This is a genomic window from Halomonas sp. AOP5-B2-8 (assembly GCF_052376475.1).
Classification (GTDB): domain Bacteria; phylum Pseudomonadota; class Gammaproteobacteria; order Pseudomonadales; family Halomonadaceae; genus Vreelandella; species Vreelandella casei.
In genome coordinates this window covers 215,593-236,839 of the sequence record NZ_JBQSVS010000001.1, presented here as the reverse complement: position 1 = coordinate 236,839, position 21,247 = coordinate 215,593, and the positions used below count along the sequence as shown (strand labels likewise).

Annotated in this window: 18 protein-coding genes and 7 tRNA genes; 17 read left to right on the top strand and 8 right to left on the bottom strand. The window is 54.4% G+C overall.

Features of this window, described 5'->3' with window-relative positions; genetic code table 11:
- Nucleotides 1-114 precede the first annotated feature (114 nt).
- Both ACT3RP_RS01035 and ACT3RP_RS01030 read left to right on the top strand, forming a co-directional pair.
- The gene (locus tag ACT3RP_RS01035; protein ID WP_483393062.1) at nucleotides 115-4,950 is read left to right on the top strand and encodes an NAD-glutamate dehydrogenase; all 4,836 of its coding nucleotides are present in this window, start codon (nucleotides 115-117) and stop codon (nucleotides 4,948-4,950) included.
- Nucleotides 4,951-5,073: 123 nt separating this feature from the next.
- Nucleotides 5,074-6,105: a quinone-dependent dihydroorotate dehydrogenase gene (locus tag ACT3RP_RS01030; protein WP_096281360.1), complete on the top strand. Its 1,032-nt coding sequence runs from the start codon at nucleotides 5,074-5,076 to the stop codon at nucleotides 6,103-6,105.
- Between the two features lie 53 nt (nucleotides 6,106-6,158).
- Here ACT3RP_RS01030 and rmf read toward each other — a convergent pair whose 3' ends face one another.
- Nucleotides 6,159-6,368, bottom strand: a complete 210-nt coding sequence (rmf, locus tag ACT3RP_RS01025; protein ID WP_096281358.1) for a ribosome modulation factor — start codon at nucleotides 6,366-6,368, stop codon at nucleotides 6,159-6,161.
- A gap of 370 nt (nucleotides 6,369-6,738) precedes the next feature.
- On the opposite strand from rmf, the gene rlmKL reads away from it, so the two are divergent.
- Entirely contained in the window at nucleotides 6,739-9,024 is a 2,286-nt protein-coding gene (rlmKL, locus tag ACT3RP_RS01020; RefSeq protein ID WP_193063386.1) for a bifunctional 23S rRNA (guanine(2069)-N(7))-methyltransferase RlmK/23S rRNA (guanine(2445)-N(2))-methyltransferase RlmL, read from the top strand.
- 23 nt (nucleotides 9,025-9,047) lie between these two features.
- On the top strand, nucleotides 9,048-9,383 hold the full coding sequence (locus ACT3RP_RS01015; protein ID WP_096281356.1) for a glutaredoxin family protein: 336 nt from the start codon (nucleotides 9,048-9,050) through the stop codon (nucleotides 9,381-9,383).
- A gap of 12 nt (nucleotides 9,384-9,395) precedes the next feature.
- On the opposite strand, the gene ACT3RP_RS01010 is transcribed toward ACT3RP_RS01015, so the two are convergent.
- On the bottom strand, nucleotides 9,396-9,677 hold the full coding sequence (locus tag ACT3RP_RS01010) for a hypothetical protein (protein ID WP_096281354.1): 282 nt from the start codon (nucleotides 9,675-9,677) through the stop codon (nucleotides 9,396-9,398).
- A gap of 84 nt (nucleotides 9,678-9,761) precedes the next feature.
- Here ACT3RP_RS01010 and pdxB point away from each other — a divergent pair, with 84 nt between their 5' ends.
- Entirely contained in the window at nucleotides 9,762-10,910 is a 1,149-nt protein-coding gene (pdxB, locus tag ACT3RP_RS01005; RefSeq protein WP_483393061.1) for a 4-phosphoerythronate dehydrogenase PdxB, read from the top strand.
- A 109-nt stretch (nucleotides 10,911-11,019) separates the two neighbouring features.
- On the opposite strand, the gene htpX is transcribed toward pdxB, so the two are convergent.
- The 4 genes from htpX to msrB form a co-directional block, all read right to left on the bottom strand.
- Entirely contained in the window at nucleotides 11,020-11,925 is a 906-nt protein-coding gene (gene htpX, locus ACT3RP_RS01000) for a protease HtpX (protein ID WP_096281350.1), read from the bottom strand.
- A gap of 175 nt (nucleotides 11,926-12,100) precedes the next feature.
- Nucleotides 12,101-13,348, bottom strand: a complete 1,248-nt coding sequence (locus ACT3RP_RS00995; RefSeq protein WP_096281348.1) for a pyridoxal phosphate-dependent aminotransferase — start codon at nucleotides 13,346-13,348, stop codon at nucleotides 12,101-12,103.
- A 116-nt stretch (nucleotides 13,349-13,464) separates the two neighbouring features.
- The gene (ylqF, locus tag ACT3RP_RS00990; protein ID WP_096281346.1) at nucleotides 13,465-14,421 is read right to left on the bottom strand and encodes a ribosome biogenesis GTPase YlqF; all 957 of its coding nucleotides are present in this window, start codon (nucleotides 14,419-14,421) and stop codon (nucleotides 13,465-13,467) included.
- Between the two features lie 82 nt (nucleotides 14,422-14,503).
- Complete coding sequence (gene msrB / locus ACT3RP_RS00985) at nucleotides 14,504-14,902, bottom strand: peptide-methionine (R)-S-oxide reductase MsrB (protein WP_096281344.1); 399 nt, start codon at nucleotides 14,900-14,902, stop codon at nucleotides 14,504-14,506.
- 271 nt (nucleotides 14,903-15,173) lie between these two features.
- On the opposite strand from msrB, the gene ACT3RP_RS00980 reads away from it, so the two are divergent.
- The 12 genes from ACT3RP_RS00980 (at nucleotide 15,174) to ACT3RP_RS00925 (ending at nucleotide 19,897) form a co-directional block, all read left to right on the top strand.
- Nucleotides 15,174-15,249 (top strand) — tRNA-Glu (locus ACT3RP_RS00980).
- Nucleotides 15,250-15,274: 25 nt separating this feature from the next.
- Nucleotides 15,275-15,349 (top strand) — tRNA-Gly (locus tag ACT3RP_RS00975).
- 21 nt (nucleotides 15,350-15,370) lie between these two features.
- Nucleotides 15,371-15,446: transfer RNA gene (locus ACT3RP_RS00970), tRNA-Glu, on the top strand.
- Between the two features lie 25 nt (nucleotides 15,447-15,471).
- A tRNA-Gly gene (locus ACT3RP_RS00965) sits at nucleotides 15,472-15,546 on the top strand.
- Nucleotides 15,547-15,567: 21 nt separating this feature from the next.
- Nucleotides 15,568-15,643, top strand: a tRNA-Glu gene (locus tag ACT3RP_RS00960).
- Nucleotides 15,644-15,672: 29 nt separating this feature from the next.
- Nucleotides 15,673-15,747: transfer RNA gene (locus tag ACT3RP_RS00955), tRNA-Gly, on the top strand.
- Between the two features lie 164 nt (nucleotides 15,748-15,911).
- Entirely contained in the window at nucleotides 15,912-16,910 is a 999-nt protein-coding gene (locus tag ACT3RP_RS00950) for an ABC transporter ATP-binding protein (RefSeq protein ID WP_193062210.1), read from the top strand.
- Complete coding sequence (locus ACT3RP_RS00945) at nucleotides 16,907-17,680, top strand: ABC transporter permease (RefSeq protein WP_441686887.1); 774 nt, start codon at nucleotides 16,907-16,909, stop codon at nucleotides 17,678-17,680. The genes ACT3RP_RS00950 and ACT3RP_RS00945 overlap by 4 nt, the downstream gene beginning before the upstream one ends.
- Before the next feature lie 39 nt (nucleotides 17,681-17,719).
- A complete protein-coding gene (queF, locus tag ACT3RP_RS00940) occupies nucleotides 17,720-18,553 on the top strand; it encodes an NADPH-dependent 7-cyano-7-deazaguanine reductase QueF (protein WP_441686886.1) in 834 nt (277 codons plus the stop codon).
- A gap of 66 nt (nucleotides 18,554-18,619) precedes the next feature.
- On the top strand, nucleotides 18,620-19,180 hold the full coding sequence (locus ACT3RP_RS00935; RefSeq protein WP_483393060.1) for a nitroreductase family protein: 561 nt from the start codon (nucleotides 18,620-18,622) through the stop codon (nucleotides 19,178-19,180).
- A 12-nt stretch (nucleotides 19,181-19,192) separates the two neighbouring features.
- Complete coding sequence (locus ACT3RP_RS00930) at nucleotides 19,193-19,702, top strand: YiiD C-terminal domain-containing protein (RefSeq protein ID WP_441686885.1); 510 nt, start codon at nucleotides 19,193-19,195, stop codon at nucleotides 19,700-19,702.
- Between the two features lie 107 nt (nucleotides 19,703-19,809).
- Nucleotides 19,810-19,897 (top strand) — tRNA-Ser (locus ACT3RP_RS00925).
- Between the two features lie 310 nt (nucleotides 19,898-20,207).
- On the opposite strand, the gene ACT3RP_RS00920 is transcribed toward ACT3RP_RS00925, so the two are convergent.
- A complete protein-coding gene (locus tag ACT3RP_RS00920) occupies nucleotides 20,208-20,363 on the bottom strand; it encodes a metallothionein (RefSeq protein WP_441686847.1) in 156 nt (51 codons plus the stop codon).
- Nucleotides 20,364-20,447: 84 nt separating this feature from the next.
- Nucleotides 20,448-21,221, bottom strand: coding sequence for a CLCA_X family protein (locus tag ACT3RP_RS00915; protein WP_441686848.1), 774 nt, complete (start codon nucleotides 21,219-21,221; stop codon nucleotides 20,448-20,450).
- Between the last annotated feature and the right edge of the window lie 26 nt (nucleotides 21,222-21,247).

The following is a 21,247-nucleotide window of genomic DNA, read 5'->3' as shown; positions in this document are numbered from 1 at the left end:
TCAGGTGATTAGTGAGGTGGCCACAGGTAGCGTAAGCTAGACGATATGTTGGCCTAAAGGCCTATTGTCCTTCGTTTTTTGGCCGAAAAAAGGCCTAAGCAGTCGAGGTGATGGATGCACTACGTTGCGATTGAAGAGAGCCGGCAAGATCTTTTGAAACAGCTGCAAGAACGACTAAGTGCGCGGTTAGAGCCTGCCCGTGCGGCAACTGTGGATGCCTTCGCTCGACACTTTTATGCCACCGTGCCGGTGGAAGACCTAGTGGATCGTCGCCTAGACGACCTGTATGGCGCCACGCTATCGATCTGGCAGTTCTTGCAGCACCACGACCCGCAAAGCCCCAAGGTGCGGGTGTTTAATCCCGACTTTGAAGAGCACGGCTGGCAGTCAACACATACCTTTGTGGCCGTTCTGCATGAGGATATGCCGTTCCTGGTTGACTCGGTGCGTATCGAGCTCAACCGTCGTGGTTTGACGGTGCATGCTATTCAAAACGCCGTGCTGGCAGTGGCGCGTGATGAGCGCCATCAGCTGCAGTCGCTGACGTCGCCACGCGATGAGAACGCGCCTGAAGCGCGTGAATCGCTGATCGTGATTGAGGTCGATCGCCACACCGACATGGCGCTGCTGGAAAAAATTGAACGTAATTTGCACGAAGTGCTGCGCGATGTACGTACCGCCGTGGGCGATTACGACGCTATGTGCTCGCAAATTACCGAGTCGATTCAAGAGCTAGAAAAAAACTGTCCGCCGCAAATTGATCCCGATGACCACGAAGAGGCGATCGCCTTTTTAGAGTGGCTGCTCAAGGATAACTTTACCTTCCTGGGCTACGATGAATATCGCTTGGAAGACGGCGAGCTAGGTGATCAATTACAGCGCGATAACGAGAGCGTGCTGGGCGTTTTCCGCCTAGATCAGCCGCGCTACTGTGAGCGTATTCGCACCGAAGAGGGTGTGGATGAGCACAATGGCTACGTGCTGGTGCCCCAGTTGCTTTCTTTCGCGAAAAGCGCGCACCATTCGCGGATACATCGTCCTACTTATCCCGATTACATCACCGTTGACCGCTATGACGATGACGGTAACGTTATTGGTGAGCGGCGTTTCTTCGGTTTATTCACCTCGACGGTTTATAACGAATCACCGCGAAATATTCCGCTGCTGCGCCGTCGGTTGAAAGCAGTGATGGATATCGCCGGCTTCAATCCCCAGGGGCATAACGGTAAGCAGCTGCTGCAGGTATTGGAAGTCTATCCCCGTGATGACCTGTTCCAGATTGACACCGAGTCGCTTGCCAGCACCTCGCTTGGCATTCTGAACATTCGTGAGCGCCGTCAGGTACGGCTGTTTATCCGCGCCGATATCAGTGGCAAGTTCTACTCCTGCCTGGTTTTTGTGCCCCGCGATGTGTTCACGACGGACCTGCGTCAGCGAATTCAAAACGTGCTGTGCGATGAGTTAGACGCCCACTTTGGCGATTTCAATACCTATCTCTCCGAGTCGGTACTGGCGCGTATTCAGCTGATTCTACGCTTTAACGGCGATGCGCCGAGCGACTACGATCTTAAGCGTCTTGAAAGCAAAGTGGCGCGGCTGGCACGCAGCTGGCGGGATGAGCTGCAAAGCGCGATGATTGAAGGGTTTGGTGAAGAGCACGCGAATCATCTGATGGATCAGTTCCGCGAGGCGTTTTCAGCCAGCTATCGCGAAGACTTCTCGGCCCGTACGGCCGTGTTTGATGTTCAGCATCTGTTAACGCTGGACAACGGCGATGACCTATCGCTGTCGCTTTATCGCCCGCTGGAAGAGCAGGGCGGCGGTGTGAACCTGAAGTTGTTCCACCGCGAATCGCAAATTCCGCTCTCAGACGTACTGCCGATGATGGAAAATCTCGGCCTGCGGGTAATCGGTGAGCGCCCCTACGACATTAACGCCCCCGACCAGCGCTACTGGATTCACGATTTCGAGCTTGAACACAGCGGTACGGATGTCAATCTAAGCGATATGCGCGATGTGTTTAGTGAAGCCTTCAAGCGCATATGGGCCGGCGAAGCTGATAACGATGCCTTCAACCGCCTGATTATTGGCGCGGGGCTCGACTGGCGTGAAGTAGCGATGCTGCGAGGCTACGCGCGCTATCTCAAGCAAATCCGTTTTGGTATGTCTCAGGATTACATTGCCGCTACGTTGGCGAATTATCCGGCTATCACCAAAGAGTTGGTGGCGTTATTTGGCCTACGCTTTGATCCTGAGCAGCAGAGCCATGCAACCGATGAGTCCATTGCGCGTTTGAACGAGCACTTGGAGAGCGTTGCTAGCCTTAACGATGACCAGCTGTTACGCCGCTTTATGGAGCTGATTCTCGCCACGCTGCGGACCAACTATTATCAGTTGACCGAAGATGGCCGCTTTAAAGACTATATCGCCTATAAGCTTGAGCCCTCTAAAGTTACCGGCATGCCTAAGCCGCGGCCGATGTTTGAGATTTTTGTCTGCTCGCCCCGGGTTGAGGGCGTGCATCTGCGCGGCGGTAAAGTGGCGCGCGGCGGTCTGCGCTGGTCTGATCGTTTTGAAGACTACCGCACCGAAGTATTAGGGCTAGTGAAAGCGCAGCAGGTGAAGAATGCGGTGATCGTACCGGTAGGCGCCAAGGGCGGCTTCGTTTGCAAGCGCATGCCCGAGAATGCCAGCCGTGAAGTGGTGCAAAAAGAAGGTATTGCCTGCTATCAGATCTTTATTCGCGCGCTGTTGGACATCACTGATAACTTAGTCGGCAGCGACGTTGTGCCGCCTTTAAATGTTGTCCGCCATGATGAAGACGATGCGTACTTGGTCGTCGCTGCAGATAAAGGCACCGCGACGTTCTCTGATATCGCTAACGCCATTTCTATTGAGTACGGCCATTGGCTGGGCGATGCGTTTGCATCGGGCGGCGAAAATGGTTACGACCATAAGAAAATGGCGATTACCGCACGCGGTGCTTGGGAATCCGTGAAGCGGCACTTCAAAAACCTGGATTTGGATACCCAGCGCGAGCTGTTCAGCGTGGTCGGGATCGGCGACATGGCCGGTGATGTGTTCGGCAACGGCATGCTGCTTTCCGACAAAATTCAGCTGGTGGGTGCGTTTAACCATCTGCATATCTTTGTTGATCCCAATCCGGATGCCGACGCCGCTTTTGCTGAGCGCAAACGGTTGTTTACATTGCCGCGATCCAGTTGGGAAGACTACAGCCAGGAGCTGATATCTGCCGGTGGCGGTATCTTTAGCCGCAGCGCTAAGTCGATCAGCATCACGCCTGAAATGCAGCAGGTATTTGGCATTGAAGAGGAGCGCCTGTCGCCTAATGAACTGATTCGCGCCATGCTCAAATCCCAGGTGGATTTGATCTGGAACGGCGGTATCGGCACCTATGTGAAAAGCTCCGACGAAACCGATGCCGATGTGGGTGACAAAGCCAACGACACCCTAAGGATCAACGGCGTTGAGCTGAACTGCCGCGTGGTCGGTGAAGGCGGTAACCTCGGGTTGACCCAGCGCGGGCGTATGGAAGCCGCCGCCAAAGGAATCCGTGTTTACACTGACTTCATTGATAACGCAGGCGGTGTGAACTGTTCCGACCACGAGGTCAATATCAAAATCTTGATTGATGAAGTGGTCAAGCGTGGCGATATGACTGAAAAACAGCGCAATCAGCTGTTAGCGGAAATGACAGGCGAAGTGGCCGACCTGGTCATCCTGGATAACTATCGCCAAAGTCAGGCGCTAGACCTATCGGCGATTCTTTCCAATCAATCACTGGGGCCCTATCGCCGCTTTATCAGCGAGCTGGAGGCCGCAGGGCAGATTGACCGCGAGCTTGAGTTCCTACCCACCGATGAAGCGTTAAAAGAGCGCGCCAGCAATGCGCAAGGTATGCGCTTACCGGAACTCTCGGTACTGATTTCTTATGCCAAGAGCACGCTGAAGGGCGATTTGATCACGTCCGATGTGCCTGACGACAGCTATATTCATCGCCATCTTGAGCGGCTGTTCCCAGCGGTGCTGGTTGAGCGCTTTAAAGACGAAATGTATGAGCACCGTCTTAAGCGTGAAATCGTGGCGACCCAAGTTGCCAATGACTTGGTGGATCACATGGGCATCGTGTTTGTGCGCCGCCTTATTGATTCAACCGGGGCGGGCCGTGCCGATGTTGCGCGCGCCTACGTGGTAGCGCGCGATAGCTTCAACTTGGCCGGGCTGTGGGCGCAAATTGAGGCCTTGGATAATCAGGTGCCTAACCGCATCCAGTATTCAATGATGCTCGATTTAATGCGTTTAATCCGCCGCGCTACGCGCTGGTTCGTGCGCCAGCACTTGGGGCTTTCCACTCAAGATACTATTGAGTATTTCGCTCCGCGCCTGGCGCAGCTGCAAGAAGGCATCGGCGAGCTGCTGAGTGGTGAGGAGCTCAGCGGCTGGAGTGCGCGCCGTGACGAGCTTTTAGACGCTGGTGTGCCTGAAACCTTGGCTTCTACCGTTGCGGCGTCATCGAGCTTGTACGCCGGGCTAGGCATTATCCAAGCCGCTCGGATAACCAATGAAAAACCCCAGCGAGTGGCCGAGGTGCTTTACGAGGTCGGTAGCCGGTTAGAACTGCCTTGGATGATTCAGCAGGTGAACCAACTGGAAGTGCGCGATGCCTGGCAGGCGCAGGCACGGGAAACCTTCCGTGATGACATAGAGCGTCAACAGCTTGCGCTTACCACCAGCGTGCTGAAGCTGGATGCGGGTAGTCGCGATATCGAAGAGCGAGTGGCACAGTGGTTGGATCAGCACGCTGATCTGCATCGTCGCTGGTGTCGTCTTATCGAAGAAGTGCGCAGCGGGAATGAAGGTGGCTTTGCGCTCTTTGCCGTGGCGGTGCGCGAACTGGTGGATTTGGCCGAGAGCGATAACGAAGCCTAAAATCGTAGCTTTTATTTTTGGTAATGTGTTCTTGGTAGGTTAAAGCGCGCCCTGGTTCTCCACCAGGGCGCGCTTTATTGCGTTATACTGGCGCCCGTTTTGATTCGCTTCAAGAGACTCGCCATGTACGCGCTTGCCCGCTCGCTGTTCTTTCGCATCGATCCAGAAACCTCCCACGGGATGGCGCTAAGTGCGCTCGAGTCACTGCATCGTATCGGTGGCGTAGCACGATTGTTTGGTCAGCCGGTCAATGATCCTATCGAGTTGATGGGGCTAAGGTTTGCTAATCGGGTTGGCTTGGCCGCAGGGCTGGACAAAAACGCAGACCATCTTGATGCACTGGGGTCGCTGGGGTTTGGATTTGTCGAGGTCGGGACGGTCACTCCACAGCCACAGCCAGGCAACCCCAAGCCACGGCTATTTCGCTTGGCGCAGCATGACGCGATCATCAACCGCTTTGGTTTTAATAACAAAGGGGTTGAGCATCTGATTCAGCAGGTTAAAAAACGCCACTATGGCGGCATTGTGGGCATAAATATTGGTAAAAACCTAACCACCGCGGTAGAGCACGCACTGGACGATTACCTGTTGTGCCTAGATGCCGTGCATTCTTGTGCGGATTACATTGCCGTTAATGTCTCCTCGCCGAATACGCCTGGCCTGCGCAGCCTACAGTTTGGTGAACAGCTAGATGCACTGTTGGGGCCCATTCGCGCACGCGCCACAGCGTTAAATACGCAAGCGGGTCGCCACGTACCTCTGCTGATCAAAATAGCTCCGGACATGAGCGAAGAAGAAGTCGCGCTAATGGCGGGAAGCATTGAGCGCAATGCGTTGGATGGCGTCATCGCTACCAACACCACTGTTTCCCGCGAGGCAGTGCAGGGCGACCCTCAGGCCGAGGAGGCCGGCGGGCTGTCAGGACGGCCGGTCTTTGAGGCGTCTAATCGTGTGATTCGACAGCTGCGTGAGCACTTGCCAACGCTGCCCATTATAGGCGTCGGGGGGATCGACAGTGCTGCCGCCGCTGAGGCAAAAATGGCCGCTGGAGCGGATTTAGTGCAGCTTTATTCAGGCTTGATTTATCAAGGCCCCAGGCTCGTGGGCGAGTGTGCCAAGGCATTGAAGACGTCAGGCACTAAAAAAGCCCACTGAGTAGGGTGGGCTTATTAAAAACATTTCGTTTAAACGTTAGAAAATATAAAACGCTAGGTCATGACCAGAGGGTTTTTGTGGATGCCGGAAACGCCGGTCATCCCGTCCCACTGGTCGCCGCGACCTTCACGCCAACCGCTCATCCAGTATTCGCGTAAATTGATATCTTGACTGGGACAATCATCGCGAGAGCGACCCGATACACCTGCTTTATAGCCGTGGACATATGCCCGCTGGAAGCGATCACGCTTTTGTCGTTTCATTGGCTAACCTCTTTTCACGAAAGCCTTTAAGAAGAAATAGGATGTTATCGAAGCTATCCATAAAATATGCCCGACAGCATCTGCTATTCCGAGAGCTTGCTTCAAGAGCGAGCTGCCGCATCAACTCAACTGCCTAGCCCTCACGAGCTGAACGGGTCGAGCGGCGAACTCTTATCCATCATAGGCCTCTTTCAAACTACCTTCTTAAGAGATCCTGACAGGTAACGCATGCGTTTTTCAGTAGCTACTCTCTTATTGTTAGACCATGATGGGGTCATCTGTCGACTATAAATTGTCACAAAACGTAAACTCATTTGCTATATATAGGAATATCGCGCCTTTCCGCGCAGCTATTATCATGACCAATATCATGACTGAGCCGAGTCAAAACGCCCCCTTAAGTCTGCTAGCCACCTGCCCGAAAGGCATTGAAGGCCTGCTGCACGATGAACTCATGGCGCTAGGCGCCACGCCGGGTAAAACAACGGTGGCAGGTGTTTATTTTACTGCCAGCCAAGCGATTGCCTATCGCGTATGCCTATGGTCGAGATTAGCTAACCGCGTCATTTTAACGCTGGTGCGCGAGCCGATGATCGATACCGCCGAACAGGTGCGCGATGTGGTTGCACGCATTGCCTGGACAAACCACTTGGCGCCTGGAAACACGCTGGCGGTGGATTTTCATGGTCGCAGTGAACATATACGGCATACCCGCTTTGGCGCACAAACGGTTAAAGACGGCGTGGTCGATGCGCTGCAGCTGGCAGGGCAGGAGCGCCCTAACGTCGATATCAAAACGCCGCATCTGCGTATTTATGCTCACCTGCACCGGATGAACTTGACTATTGGCCTCGATCTTTCAGGTGAAAGTTTGCACCGCCGTGGCTATCGACGCGACGTTGGGCATGCACCGCTGAAAGAAAATTTAGCCGCCGCATTGTTGGTGCGTGCAGGGTGGCCTGAGCGCCTTAAAGCCGGTGAGCCGCTGATTGACCCACTATGTGGCGCGGGAACGCTGCTTATCGAAGCCGCTATGATGGCCGCCGATCAAGCGCCTAACCTCAATCGCGAGCGGTTTGGTTTTCACGGCTGGGCGGGTCACGATGATTCCGTATGGCGTGAGCAAAAGCGTGAAGCCGAAGCGCGTGCATCGATTGGCCGTAAACGTTGCAAAGCCCAGCTGATAGGTTTTGATCAGAGCCCAGCGGCCCTAACGGCTGCGAAAGCCAACGCTATGCGGGCCGGTATCCCCGCGTTAATGACGCTGCATGGGCAGGGTCTTGCCCAGCTTACCAGGCCCGATACGCTGACCGCGCAAAGCGGCCTGTTGATTACTAATCCGCCTTATGGCGAGCGTCTGGGTGAGCTGCCCGAGCTTGTGCGCCTATACGCGCAGCTGGGCGAGAAAGCCAAAGCACTGTTCCCTGGCTGGACGCTGGCAGTCTTTACCGGCAACCCTGATTTGGGCCATCGGCTAGGAATGCGGGCGCACAAACAGTACGCGCTTAAAAACGGTGCCCTGGATGCCAAGCTGCTGCTGATGGATGTGGGTGGGGCGGCGCATGGCACTGATGCCGAGAGCGCGGCTCCCGCGGGTAATGGCGAGGTAGTGTCAGCGGCTAGCGCAGAACGTCGTGAGGCCACGAGTGAAGCCTCGGCTGGCTTTGATACGCAAGCGGTTCCAAACGATTCACCTGCGCCAAAAGCTCAAGACAATGCGCAGATGTTTGCCAACCGCCTAATCAAAAATCAAAAGCGCCTGAAGAAGTGGCTGAAACAGAGCGGCGAAACGAGCTACCGCGTATACGACGCCGATATGCCCGAGTATGCCCTTGCGGTGGATCGTTACGGTGATCGAGTGCATGTGCAGGAATATGCAGCGCCCAGCTCAATCAATCCTTCTCAGGCGCAAAAGCGCTTGTACGACGCCTTGGAAGTAATGCCAGAGGCGCTGAACGTTGACGCCAGTAAGATCTATATTAAACGCCGCGAGCGGCAGGCTGGCAGCGCCCAGTATCAAAAGCGTGGCGCGAGCGGTGAGCGTTTTGAAGTGCAGGAAGGTAGCGCGCGGCTATGGGTGAACCTGCGTGACTATCTCGACACCGGGTTATTTCTGGATCATCGTCCGGTGCGTCGCATGCTAGGTGAGATGGCCAGCGGCAAGCGCTTCTTAAACTTGTTCTGTTATACCGCTACGGCAACGGTGCAAGCGGCATTAGGCGGTGCTAGTGACAGCGTCAGTGTGGATATGTCTAACACCTATCTTGAATGGGCTAAAGACAACTTCGCGCTGAATAAGCTTGATACGCGCCTACACCGGGTCGTACGCGATGACTGTTTCCGCTGGTTAGAAACCGCGAGTACCGAGTTTGATCTGATCTTCATGGATCCGCCGACGTTTTCTAACTCGAAGAAGATGCGCGACACGCTAGATGTGCAGCGTGACCATCCGCGTCTTGTGGATCTCGCTATGGCGCGATTAGCACCCGGCGGCACGCTAGTGTTTTCTAATAACCAGCGGCGATTTAAGTTGGATGAAACCCTCAGCGAACGTTACGCGGTAGAAGACATCACCGGGCGTAGCTTTGACCCCGACTTCCAACGGCGTACTAATTTGCACCATGTGTTTCTACTCCGTCATCCAGCGGCTCACTAAGCCTGCCAGAGGAGAGCATTGGAATGATCCGGCTATCGCTTTATACAACCCAGGGCTGCCATCTATGCACTCAGCTAGAGACATTGGTAGCCACGCTGGCGAATCAAAGAGTGTGGCTGCATCATATTGAGATTATTGATGATGCTGAGCTGGTTGAGCGCTACGGTACGCGCATACCGGTGCTGGTGGATAGCCAAGGGGAGGAGCTGGAGCGTGGCTTCGAATTAGCGCGCTTGAGCGCTTGGCTACGCGAACACGGCTGGTTGAATGAAACGGCGCTGGCGGCGCTTGCAACGCCTCCAGATGCCGCGGCACCTACCGGTGTTCATGAGCGTAGCGGGCGGCGCTTTTTAGGCTAGCGAATGAGCTGCTTAAATCAAATCCAGTAGTGAGAGCTGACGCATGGCCTCCTGGCCTTCAGGCGTATGGTCGGCCACTTCCAGTATCTTACGAAAACCCCGTGAGGACTGAATCGTGGCCTCGTCCTCAAGCCACATCTGGGCTTGGTCCAAGGTGTCGGCTAGCTGATGTTTCAGGCCACCAAACTGAGTGCCGATTTGGCCCCAGGCGCGACTGAAAATCCAATCACCAAACATATCCTGGTGAATATGAACCAACACATAGTCATGGTTGGTTTCCCAGCGTACGATCACAACACTCTCCTTAAATGCCCTTTAAACACGCCTGCACATCAAACTTTCGCGGGCGTATTGTAAAGCCCGGATACCCAAACGCCTATGAAACTTATAATCGACGCCAATATCCCCGCTGCTGATGCCTGCTTTGGCTCGTTTGGTGCCATCAACCGCGTGCCCGGCCGTGAAATAACGGCCGCTCACCTGCACGATGCCGATGCGCTGATTGTGCGCTCTATTACGCAGGTTAACGGTAAGTTGCTTACTGACAGCCCCGTGCGCTTTATTGGCACCTGCACGATCGGCACCGATCATATCGATCATGCTGCGCTAGCGCAGCGCAATATCACTTTTGCTAGCGCTCCGGGCTGCAATGCTGAGGCGGTGGTCGATTACGTGTTGAGCAGTTTATTGACGCTAGCCGAGCGCGATGGCTGGCTGCTTAGCGAACGCAGTGTCGGCATTGTGGGGGTGGGGAATGTGGGCCGGCGGCTGGAAGCACGATTAACGGCCATGGGCGTGGCTACGCTTGCCTGTGACCCGCCCAGAGCAGAGGCTGAGGGTGCGCAAGGGTTTCACTCGCTAGATGCTGTTATCAAGCACTGTGACGTGATTTGCCTGCATACGCCGCTGACTCGTGACGGCCCGCATGCCAGCTATCATCTGCTCAATGCTCAGCGTGTCGATGAAATCGCGCCGGGTAGCGTGTTGCTTAATGCCGGGCGGGGTGACTGTGTGGATGGCTTGGCACTGCGTAGTCGTTTAGCCAGTCAGGGTGATATCCGCGTGGTGCTCGATGTATGGGAAGACGAGCCGGCAATCGACGCTGGCTTGCGTGATTTGGTCTCACTAGCGACACCGCATATTGCCGGGCATAGCCTGGATGGCAAACTGCGGGGTACCTGGATGATTCAGCAGGCGCTAGCTCGTCACTGCGAAAAGCCTAGTGGACCCTCGTTTGTCGATATCTGCCCGCCGCCTGCGCTTGCATCGCTGCATATACAGCATCCGCTGGCGCCAGAAGACGCCCTGCGTCTATGCATGCGAGCCGTTTATGACGTGCGCCGCGATCACGATACGTTTCAGCGCCAAGCGCTGCTCCAGGGAGGGGCAAAAGGTTTTGATGATTGTCGTGCTAACTACCCATTGCGGCGTGAGTTCGCCACGCTCAATGTGCAGCTGTCAGGGGATGCGGTGGCGCTAGAGGGCATGCTGCGCGGGGCGGGATTCGGTGTAACGCTGACGGTGTAGCGGAGGATGGAAGCAGCGGTAGTTGAAACAACAAAAGCTGAAACAACAAAAGTTGAAACAATGAGGCCCGCATCTGCGGGCCTTAAGTGTGTAGGACTAGTGCCCATACTTACTGACGATAGGCGGCTTCTTTCAGTGCGCGAATGCGTTCATCTAACGGCGGGTGGCTGGCAAACATCTTCTCAAGTAATGAGCGTGTTTGGCCTTTGGTGATCGCCATGGCGCGCAGCGTATCGGGCATTTGGTCGGGCATTTCGGTTTCGGTCTTCAAGCGCGCGAGGGCGCTGACCATTGCATTAGTGCCTGCCAAGCGCGCACCGGCTTCATCGGCGCGATATTCACGATAACGCGAGAACCAGGCAACGATGGCGGAGGCCAAAATACCAAACACGATCTCTGCCACAATCACTACGGCAAAGTAGCCCATAAAGCCTAAACCGCCTTCACCACCGCTGCGGCTTTTCAGGAAGTTATCGACTAAGTGCGCTACCACGCGGGCAAAAAACATGACGAAGGTATTCACTACCCCTTGGATCAGCGCCAGCGTGACCATGTCGCCGTTGGCCACGTGGCCAATTTCGTGGGCCAAAACCGCGCGGACTTCTTCAGGGCGCATGCGATTCATTAAGCCCGCCGATACCGCGACGAGCGCATCGTTTTTATTCCAGCCAGTTGCAAAGGCGTTGGACTGTTGGGCCGGGAATATGCCCACTTCGGGCGTTTTGATGCCGGCCTCGCGGGAAAGCTCCGCGACGGTGTCCAGCAACCACTGTTCGGTGGCATTGGAGGGCGTTTCAATAATCACCGTGCCCGTGCTGCGCTTAGCCATCCATTTGGAAATGAATAGCGAGATGATGGAGCCTGCCATGCCGAATATGAAGCAGAAAATTAGCAGGCTGGTAAAGTTGATGCCTTGACCACGTAAATAGCCTTCAACGCCTAGTAGGCGCAAGGTAATGCTGGCGACCAGCAACACCGCTATGTTGGTGCCTAGAAACAGCAGAATTCGCATCATTATGCAGGTCCTCCCTTAGCGTTTATGGAAACGGTTTATACACACAGCCAATAACATGAGTCGTGATCTAGAGACTTAACTACGTGCTCTTCATGGCAGTTTCAAGTCAAAGCAACGTCAGCGTATGCCGGTGCCCGATGACGGTGCTATGCCATCGCTAGCGACTCGCCCGGCTTCACTGCCGATAGCGGGATAAGAAGTTGGCAAAACGATCCAAAGCATCGCCTAGCTGGTCTGCCCAAGGCAGCGTCACAATGCGGACATGGTCAGGCTCGGGCCAGTTAAAGGCTGTGCCTTGCACCAGCAATATTTTTTCCTGCAGCAGCAGATCCAGTACCAACTGCTGGTCATCTTTGATATTGAATACCTTAGGATCGAGCCGCGGAAACGCGTAGAGCGCACCTTTTGGCATCACGCAGGAGACGCCGGGGATGGCATTTAGCTTCTCAATAGTAATGTCACGCTGCGCCAGCAGCCGCCCGCCAGGCAGGATTAAATCATTAATTGATTGATAGCCCCCTAACGCGGTTTGAATCGCATGTTGTGCTGGCACGTTGGCACATAGCCGCATAGAGGCCAGCATATTGAGCCCCTGGATATAATCTTTGGCGTTTAATTTAGCCAGGGTGCCGGAGAGAATCATCCATCCCGATCGAAAGCCTGCACAGCGGTAGCTTTTAGATAGCCCATTCATGGTAATGACCAGCTGATCATCGTCGGCCAGCGCACCGGTGGCGGTATGCTCTACGCCGTCATACAGAATTTTGTCGTAGATCTCGTCGGAGAACACCACCAGGTTGTGCTGTTTAGCAATCGCCAACACGTCTTTAACCACCTCCGGCGGATATACCGCGCCGGTAGGGTTGTTGGGGTTAATCAGAACAATGGCGCGGGTTTGGCTGGTGATCTTGGCGCGAATGTCTGCCATGTCGGGCGTCCAGTCGGCCTGTTCATCGCATAGGTAATGCACTGCGTGGCCGCCTGAAAGGTGTGCGGCGGCTGTCCAAAGCGGGTAGTCAGGCGCGGGAATCAATACTTCATCGCCGTCATTAAGCAGCGCCTGCATCGCCATCACAATCAGCTCAGAGACGCCGTTGCCGATGAATATGTCCTCAATGCCCACTCCGGGAATCTGATTGCGCTGGCACTCCTGCATAATCGCTTTGCGTGCGGAGTAAAGTCCTTTGGAGTCGCAGTAGCCCTGTGCCGTAGGCAAGTTGCTCATCACATCCTGAAGAATTTCTTCCGGTGCTTCAAAGCCAAAAGGCGCAGGGTTTCCGATGTTCAGCTTAAGTATTCGATGGCCTTCTTCCTCCAGGCGTTTGGCGTGGTCGAGTACCGGGCCGCGAATGTCATAGCAGACATTATGCAGCTTATGAGATTTTTTCAGCGGTTGTGTTTCATGCGACTGCGGAGTAGTCATGAGATGTCTGTCCAAAAGTGGCTAGAGGCCCAAAAGTGTCCAAAAGCATGTGTATCTAAAAACATGAGTTTAAAACAGTGCCCGCAAGCTGCCGTTAGCTATGGGGCTATTGGCCATTATGCGTCGGAAAGCACTTGATTGTCTTCGTCGTTTTGCACCGGTGGCGGTGGAATATCCGCAGGTGTCTCCAGCGTCATTCGCCCTAACTTACCGTCGCGCAGTTCGTGGAGCAGAACTTCCGCGCCACGGTGCAGATCGACTGCGCCACCGGCACGCAGCCCGCCGCGCCGGGCGGCGATGTCTTTTAAAATGGCATGACCATCGAAGCCTGCAATAGCAAGGAAATCGGGTTTTTTCGGGCCGTCGGCATCAATGTCGTGGGGAATGTCTGGCGCGGCGTAAGGCGGCAGCTCTTTGAGCTTATAGCGCGCAGTCAGCGCCTCAGGATAGCGTTTGGCAAGCTCTGCACTAGCGACAATTCCTACATCGATGTACTCAATGGCCGTATCGCGGATAGCGCCGGTGGCCGCGAGGCGATAGGCGCTGGCCTGATCTTCTATTTTGGGCCACAGCACTCCCGGCGTGTCGGTAAGCGCTACACGCCCATCAATGCGCACCTTTTGCTGGCGCTTAGTCACGGCAGGTTCGTTGCCCGTTTTAGCAATTTTACGCCCGGCCAGGCCGTTAATCAGCGTGGATTTGCCCACGTTGGGAATGCCCATCACCATCACGCGAACATCTCGGTCGGCGCGTACCGCACCGGCCAACTCATGGCAAAGTTTGGGGATTTGCTTTAGCTCACGGGTGTTGGTGGTGGTGACCGCGAAGGCGCGCATGTTCTCTTGGGCATCGAAAAAAGCGACCCATTCGGCGGTCTTCTCTGGGTCGGCAAGGTCGGCGCGGGAAAGAATTTTTAGCACCGGCTTATGGCGCGTCAGCTCGGCCAGCATTGGGTTGGCGCTGGAGTAGGGCAGACGTGCATCAAGTACTTCAATGACGACGTCGATTTCAGGCAGCACCTCTTTGATCTGGCGGCGGGCCTTGTTCATATGTCCGGGGAACCAGCCGAGCATGAGTCTCTCCTACAAGCACAAAAAAGCGGGCTGCCATTCTAGCAGATGGCGCCCGCCTTGCTGGGTTTCCTTTTAGCCGCGATTACTCGTCGGGGTGAAATTCCAGCGACACTGAGTTAATGCAGTAGCGTAAACCGGTCGTTTCTGGCGGGCCGTCTGGAAAAACGTGGCCTAGGTGGGCATCGCAGTGTGAACAAACGACCTCCGTGCGCTGCATGCCATGGGTGCCATCTTGATGCTCTTCCACACAGCGGGTACCTAACGGCCGATCAAAGCTAGGCCAACCGCACCCGGCATCAAATTTATGCTCGTTCTCAAACAGCGGTGCATTGCAGCACACACAGTGATAAATGCCCTGGGCATCCACTACCTGATAATCGCCGCTGAACGGGCGTTCTGTGCCTTTTTCACGCGCTACGCGGTACTGTTCTGGCGTCAGCTGTTTTTGCCACTCTTCGGGCTTTTTTTCAATTTTAGCCATGCTGTTTACTCTCCCTTATGTAGTGCTTGGACTAAAAACCGTCAAAGCTTTCTAACCTAGTGACAGCGCTTAGTCACCTTGAGTTTCAGCATGGGCGATTATGCCGCGCTCTGCCAGCGGCAGGCTGAATATCAATGTGACAGGCTTGCGGCGCCGTCAAGTGCACTATCCCCCAGTAAGTGCGTTATACACGGGTGCTGCTACGGTAGAATGCTTGACAGCTAAGTAAGGTCTGAGTAATATACGCGCCACCTCAACGAGGTAATGAAACGTCCCATTCGTCTAGTGGTCTAGGACACCGCCCTTTCACGGCGGTAACAGGGGTTCGAACCCCCTATGGGACGCCATTTACGTCGTAAGGTTTATCGGAATGCGGGAATAGCTCAGTGGTAGAGCATCGCCTTGCCAAGGCGAGGGTCGGGAGTTCGAATCTCCTTTCCCGCTCCAAGCATTTGTAGTGCTTACAGTGTCCCATTCGTCTAGTGGTCTAGGACACCGCCCTTTCACGGCGGTAACAGGGGTTCGAACCCCCTATGGGACGCCATCTCCGGTAGCAAGAATTCTATTAAGCGGGAATAGCTCAGTGGTAGAGCATCGCCTTGCCAAGGCGAGGGTCGGGAGTTCGAATCTCCTTTCCCGCTCCAAGTTTTTGAAGTGCATACAGTGTCCCATTCGTCTAGTGGCCTAGGACACCGCCCTTTCACGGCGGTAACAGGGGTTCGAACCCCCTATGGGACGCCATCTTGCGCTTATGTGCAGTTTTTTGCGTTGCGGGAATAGCTCAGTGGTAGAGCATCGCCTTGCCAAGGCGAGGGTCGGGAGTTCGAATCTCCTTTCCCGCTCCAAGCGCATTTAGTGTTATTTCCCCTATTTCTATGATGCATCAGCTATCTGCTGAGCGTCATTTTTTGTGTGTCTGGCGCTTGGTGAGTGGTCTCTCGCCTTGAAAAATTAGTTTGCGCCCTAATCATTTACTTTATCTTCTTATATTTGCTGACAGGACATTTTCATGGCCGAACCGGCATTGTCGATCCGTGGCCTTACCAAAGTGTACGCCAACGGCTTTCAAGCGCTTAAAGGTATTGATCTCGACGTCCAGCAGGGCGATTTTTTTGCGCTTTTGGGTCCCAATGGGGCCGGAAAATCCACTACTCTTGGTGTGGTTTGCTCACTGGTGCAAAAAACGGCGGGCAGCGTTTCTATCTTTGGCATCGATATTGATAAAGATTTTGCCAAAGCCAAGTATCAGCTAGGCGTTGTGCCCCAAGAGTTCAACTTTAATCAGTTTGAGAAGGTGCTCGATATCGTACTGGCTCAGGCAGGCTATTACGGCATGAGCACTCGCGAGGCATTGCCACGTGCCCAGCAGCTTCTTACAGATTTGGGCCTTTGGGAGAAGCGCGACGGCAACGCACGCATGCTCTCAGGTGGGATGAAGCGACGGCTAATGATTGCCCGGGCGCTAATGCATCGCCCCCGGCTGCTGATTTTGGATGAGCCCACTGCCGGTGTCGATATCGAGCTGCGGCGCAGTATGTGGGAATACATGCGGCGCATTAACCAAGATGAAGGCACGACGATCATCCTGACAACGCACTATCTGGAAGAGGCTGAGAGCCTGTGTCGCAATGTCGCTATTATCAATGATGGCGACATTGTGCGTAATACCAGCGTGCGTCAGCTGCTGGCTGAGCTTGATACAGAGACCTTCCTCATTGATTTAGCTGAGCCGGTCGCAGAGACACCGCATGTTGAGGGCTTTGAACTTCATCAGCTAGAGCCCACCCAGCTTTCCCTGTTGGTGCATCGCGGCCAGCGTTTGAATGATGTATTCAATGCGCTAAGTGAGCAGGGTGTGCAGGTGGTGTCTATGCGTAACCGGGCTAATCGCTTAGAGGAGATGTTCGTGTCAATGGTAAAAGGCAGCAACCAGGGGGCGATAGATCAGCGTGCTGACGCTTCTAGCGGTGAGAGTTCTGATGTCGAAAACAGGGAGTCTCGCTTATGAATGCAAGCCAAACATTGATTGCTCTATGGACCTTGGTGCTGAAAGAAATTAAGCGTTTTACGCGCATTTGGCCGCAAACGCTGCTGCCGCCCTCTATCACGATGGCGATGTATTTCATTATTTTTGGCAATCTAATCGGCTCGCGAATTGGCGACATGGACGGCTTCAGCTACATGGACTTTATTGTTCCAGGGTTGATCATGATGTCCGTGATTACCAACAGCTATTCCAACGTGGCATCGAGTTTCTTTTCGAACAAATTTCAGCGTTCGATTGAAGAAATGATGGTGTCGCCGATGCCTAACTGGGTGATTTTGTCCGGCTTTATTTTAGGCGGTATGGCCCGTGGCCTCGGTGTGGGGGTCATTGTGACCGTGGTTTCGCTGTTCTTTACCCGCTTAACCATGGAGCATCCGCTGCTCACGATATTAGTGGTTGTGCTTACGTCTGCACTGTTTTCCATTGGCGGTTTTATCAACGCCTTGCTGGCCAACAAGTTTGACGATATTTCCATTGTACCGACCTTCATACTGACGCCGCTGACTTACTTGGGCGGTGTCTTTTACTCTATTTCGATGCTGCCAGACTTCTGGCAGAGCGTTTCCATGCTCAATCCTATCTTGTACATGGTTAACGTGTTTCGTTATGGATTCTTAGGCGTCTCGGATATTCCCGTTGGCTGGGCGCTCGCTGCGATTTTGGCCTTTATTATCGTGCTATTCAGCGTTGCGCTGGTGATGCTGGAGCGCGGTAAAGGCATTCGTAGTTAATTGCATTGCATGACGGCATTAAGCAGAGAGTGACAGATAATGACACATCGCCCAGATACCTTAGAACACGCGCCGCTAGGGCGCGATTCCACTTACCCCGAAAAGTATGACGCGGCGCTGCTTTATCCCATTGTTCGTGCGGCCAACCGAGTGCCGCTAGGGATTGAAGAGGGGGCTTTACCGTTTGTGGGTGAAGACGAATGGCATGCGTTTGAAGTGTCCTGGCTGAATTCCCGCGGCAAGCCCGTGGTGGCCGTGGCACGTTTTCGCCTGCCCGCCAGCTCGCCCAATTTGATTGAGTCTAAGTCGTGGAAGCTCTATCTCAATAGCTTTAATCAAACTCGCTTCTACAGTCGTGAAGACGTGATGCAAACGCTTGCCAATGACCTCGCTATCGCAGCGGGTGCCGAGGTGAGCGTTGAGTTATTTGATGTGGATGCCCCTGAGCTTACAGTGCAGTGCTTGCCGGGCGAATGTTTGGACGACTTAGATATCGCAGTAAGCGATTACACGCCTAGCAGCGCTCATTTAACGGTAAGCGATGAGGTCGTCGAAGAGACGCTGTATTCCCACTTGCTCAAATCTAACTGCCCCGTAACCGGCCAGCCGGACTGGGGCAGCGTGTTGATTCGCTATAAAGGGCCAAAGATTGATCGCGAAGGGCTGTTACGCTATCTGATCGGGTTTCGACAGCATCAGGATTTTCACGAGCATTGCGTTGAACATGTCTTCACCGACCTAATGACGTATGCGCAGCCCAGCCAGCTGCTAGTGCTTGCCCGCTACGTGCGTCGTGGCGGGTTGGATATTAGTCCTTGGCGCGCAACACCTGGACTGATGCCGCCTACGCCGCTGAGGCTGGCAAGGCAGTAAACGGCAGTGTTATAAATGGCGATGCTACCGTAGTCACATACGATTGAACCTGGACTGGAGTCATTAATGGACGCATTCACGCTTCTTCACGAACGCAGCTCAATGGGCAAGCTGGCTGAGCCGGCGCCCAGTGCCGAACAGCTCAGTATTATTTATCAGGCAGCACTGCGCGCACCCGACCATAAAGAGCTGCGCCCTTGGCGCTTCATTGAATTCAGTGGGGAGGGGCGTGAGCGTCTAGGCGAGCTATTTGCCGAAGCAGAGTTCCAGGAAGACCCGCATGCCGATGACGATACGCTGAATTCGGCGCGTAAAAAGCCGTTGCGTGCGCCGATGGTGATCGCCGTTATCGCAAAGGTTACGCCAGAGCTCGATAAAGTGCCCAAAATGGAGCAGGTAATTTCCGCAGGCTGCGCTGCCCACGGTATCTTGCTGGCCGCCCACGCACAGGGCTTAGGCGCTATGTGGCGCAGTGGGAAGTACGCGTTCGATTCGGTGGTACGTAAAGGCTTGAGCCTGAGTGAAGATGACGAGGTTGTCGCATTCATCTATTTAGGCGCGCTAGGCGGTCGCCATAAGCCAGTGGCGGAGCATAGCGTTGCTGACTTTGTTGAACGCTGGGATTAGGCAGGCGAACCTATGAAGCTATCTCGTAAACCGGGCGTGCCGCATCCACGTCTGCCGCTGCCCAATGGCCAGCAGGAAGATCTCGCTGCTTTTCAGCAGTGGCTAGGTGAGGCGATTCCTATGGTGGGCACGCTAGGCATTAGCGAAATGGTGCGCGAAGGTGATGCGCTCACCTGGCAATTAGCGCTAGAGCCCAACCTTAACGATAAAGGCACGGGCTTTGGTGGCGCACTGACGGCGCAAACCACTCTGCAAGGCTGGTGTTGGGTCACGCTATGGCTGCGCGAGCAAGGCTTGGCACGCGATGTGGTAGTTGCAGAGGCTAGTCAGCGCTTTCTTGCCCCGGTTGTGGGCAACTACCGTTTAATATGCACACCGCTTGAACCTGCGGGGCCCGCTCAGCTTGCCAATATGCTCGCCGAACGTGGTAAAGGGCGTATTGCACTGAATCATCAGCTCTACTGTGGAGAAACACTCTGCCTGGAAGCCCGCGGCAGCTACGCCGTGTTGCCGCAACGCTAGCCGATAGGCGCGAAAAGCCTGAAAAGGCTTGCTATTTCGCAGCTTAGACCATAGTATGTGCGCCGTTCTGTTGCGAAAGGTTCATCCTTTGAACAGAGCCAAAATGTGGAGAGGTGTCCGAGTGGTCGAAGGAGCACGCCTGGAAAGTGTGTAAGTCGTAAGGCTTCGAGGGTTCGAATCCCTCCCTCTCCGCCAAGAATTTAAAAAGCCCGCTGATTTTTCAGCGGGCTTTTTTATGGCTCGCTATTAAAACGGTAAGCGACCGCTGAAACCAACGCCTAGTACGGCAACGAGAACAACAACGATAACGACGATAGTGGTAGTAGACATATTCTCTTCCTTTGAGTGGTGAGCGTTGCTACAGCGTAGTCATAATCGCACTATTTCGCACGCTGGCGAAAGGGGCTGAGCAGCTTTTCCATATTAGCAGTCATGAGCTGCAAAAACGCCCGGCAGCGGGACTGTCGGGCGTTGCTACAGTAGCAGAAAACATTAAGGGGAAGGATTATTTCCCGCACTGGCAGTCGTGACCACAGTCTTGCGAGCCATCGGCGTGGCCGGTGGCGCAGGACTCGCAGCAGTATAATTTTCCCTCTTTCTCAACGGGTTTGCTATCGACAGAGCAAGTACATTTCGGGCATGCGCACGCTTGTTCAGACATAATGATTCTCCTCGGTGGACGATATAAGCGTAGACCATTCCGTCGATATATCACCACGCATTATGCTAACTCTCAGGGCGTACTTTAAGTGCTAAGTGCATTGCCCAGCCTGCCAAAATATTCGCCGAATGCGGTATTAATGCGAACCCGCTGTTCTCCCTGAGGATAAAGCCCTTTGTCTGCGTCCGGCGAGGCTTTTGTGCCTTTGACTAAGAAGTGATTGGTGATGGCTGCGTCCTGTATAAAAGCCTCAAAAGCACGCGCACAGAGTTCCTCGGGCTTACTGTAATAGAGCTGGCCAAGTTGTTTGTCCATGCGCACCGAGCGTTTAAACAGTGCGCTTGGCTGGTCGCCTTCTGGTTGCAAAAGTACCGCCTTGAAGCAGCGCATTAGCAGCTGATTAAGCGAGTGAGGGACTGGCGTGGCTTCGGCTAACCAGGCAGTAGAGGCGAACATGTGGGCGGGCGCGCCGCGAAAACATTTCTGGGCAATGTAGTGGTCGAAAGCATGAAACCACTCGTGAGCAATGCTGCCGGGACCGGCATTTTTAGCGAGTGCAAAGCTGCGTTGGTGGGGGTCGTAATGCGCAGCAACCCCGGGCCGGCCGCCACAGCCATACTGTAAGGCTATGGAGCCGCGCAGCGAAATCAGTGTTTCTGGGCCTTGTAGAATCAACATAAGATCGCACAAGGCATCGTGAAACAGCTCGGAGGCACGGTCGCGCTCAGCGCTTGTGACCCAGCGGCCAATCTCAATGGAGCGGAAATCGAACTGGCGCCGGATTAAGGCAAAGTTAGTTGCTTTGCCCCGACGATGATTAGGCCCGTTGCGATAAAAGTCTCGTGCCTCAATGCTCACTGTTTCTCACTGCTGGCAGCGGTATA

Coding starts and splice junctions, on each gene's coding strand:
- rmf (WP_096281358.1), bottom strand. CDS start 6,368: ATGAAACGACAAAAGCGTGATCGCTTCCAGCGGGCATATGTCCACGGC.
- ACT3RP_RS00930 (WP_441686885.1), top strand. CDS start 19,193: ATGAAGCTATCTCGTAAACCGGGCGTGCCGCATCCACGTCTGCCGCTG.
- ACT3RP_RS00935 (WP_483393060.1), top strand. CDS start 18,620: ATGGACGCATTCACGCTTCTTCACGAACGCAGCTCAATGGGCAAGCTG.
- rlmKL (WP_193063386.1), top strand. CDS start 6,739: ATGACTGAGCCGAGTCAAAACGCCCCCTTAAGTCTGCTAGCCACCTGC.
- ylqF (WP_096281346.1), bottom strand. CDS start 14,421: ATGCTCGGCTGGTTCCCCGGACATATGAACAAGGCCCGCCGCCAGATC.
- htpX (WP_096281350.1), bottom strand. CDS start 11,925: ATGATGCGAATTCTGCTGTTTCTAGGCACCAACATAGCGGTGTTGCTG.
- ACT3RP_RS01015 (WP_096281356.1), top strand. CDS start 9,048: ATGATCCGGCTATCGCTTTATACAACCCAGGGCTGCCATCTATGCACT.
- ACT3RP_RS00920 (WP_441686847.1), bottom strand. CDS start 20,363: ATGTCTGAACAAGCGTGCGCATGCCCGAAATGTACTTGCTCTGTCGAT.
- ACT3RP_RS00950 (WP_193062210.1), top strand. CDS start 15,912: ATGGCCGAACCGGCATTGTCGATCCGTGGCCTTACCAAAGTGTACGCC.
- ACT3RP_RS01030 (WP_096281360.1), top strand. CDS start 5,074: ATGTACGCGCTTGCCCGCTCGCTGTTCTTTCGCATCGATCCAGAAACC.
- ACT3RP_RS00945 (WP_441686887.1), top strand. CDS start 16,907: ATGAATGCAAGCCAAACATTGATTGCTCTATGGACCTTGGTGCTGAAA.
- msrB (WP_096281344.1), bottom strand. CDS start 14,902: ATGGCTAAAATTGAAAAAAAGCCCGAAGAGTGGCAAAAACAGCTGACG.
- ACT3RP_RS00995 (WP_096281348.1), bottom strand. CDS start 13,348: ATGACTACTCCGCAGTCGCATGAAACACAACCGCTGAAAAAATCTCAT.
- pdxB (WP_483393061.1), top strand. CDS start 9,762: ATGAAACTTATAATCGACGCCAATATCCCCGCTGCTGATGCCTGCTTT.
- queF (WP_441686886.1), top strand. CDS start 17,720: ATGACACATCGCCCAGATACCTTAGAACACGCGCCGCTAGGGCGCGAT.
- ACT3RP_RS01035 (WP_483393062.1), top strand. CDS start 115: ATGCACTACGTTGCGATTGAAGAGAGCCGGCAAGATCTTTTGAAACAG.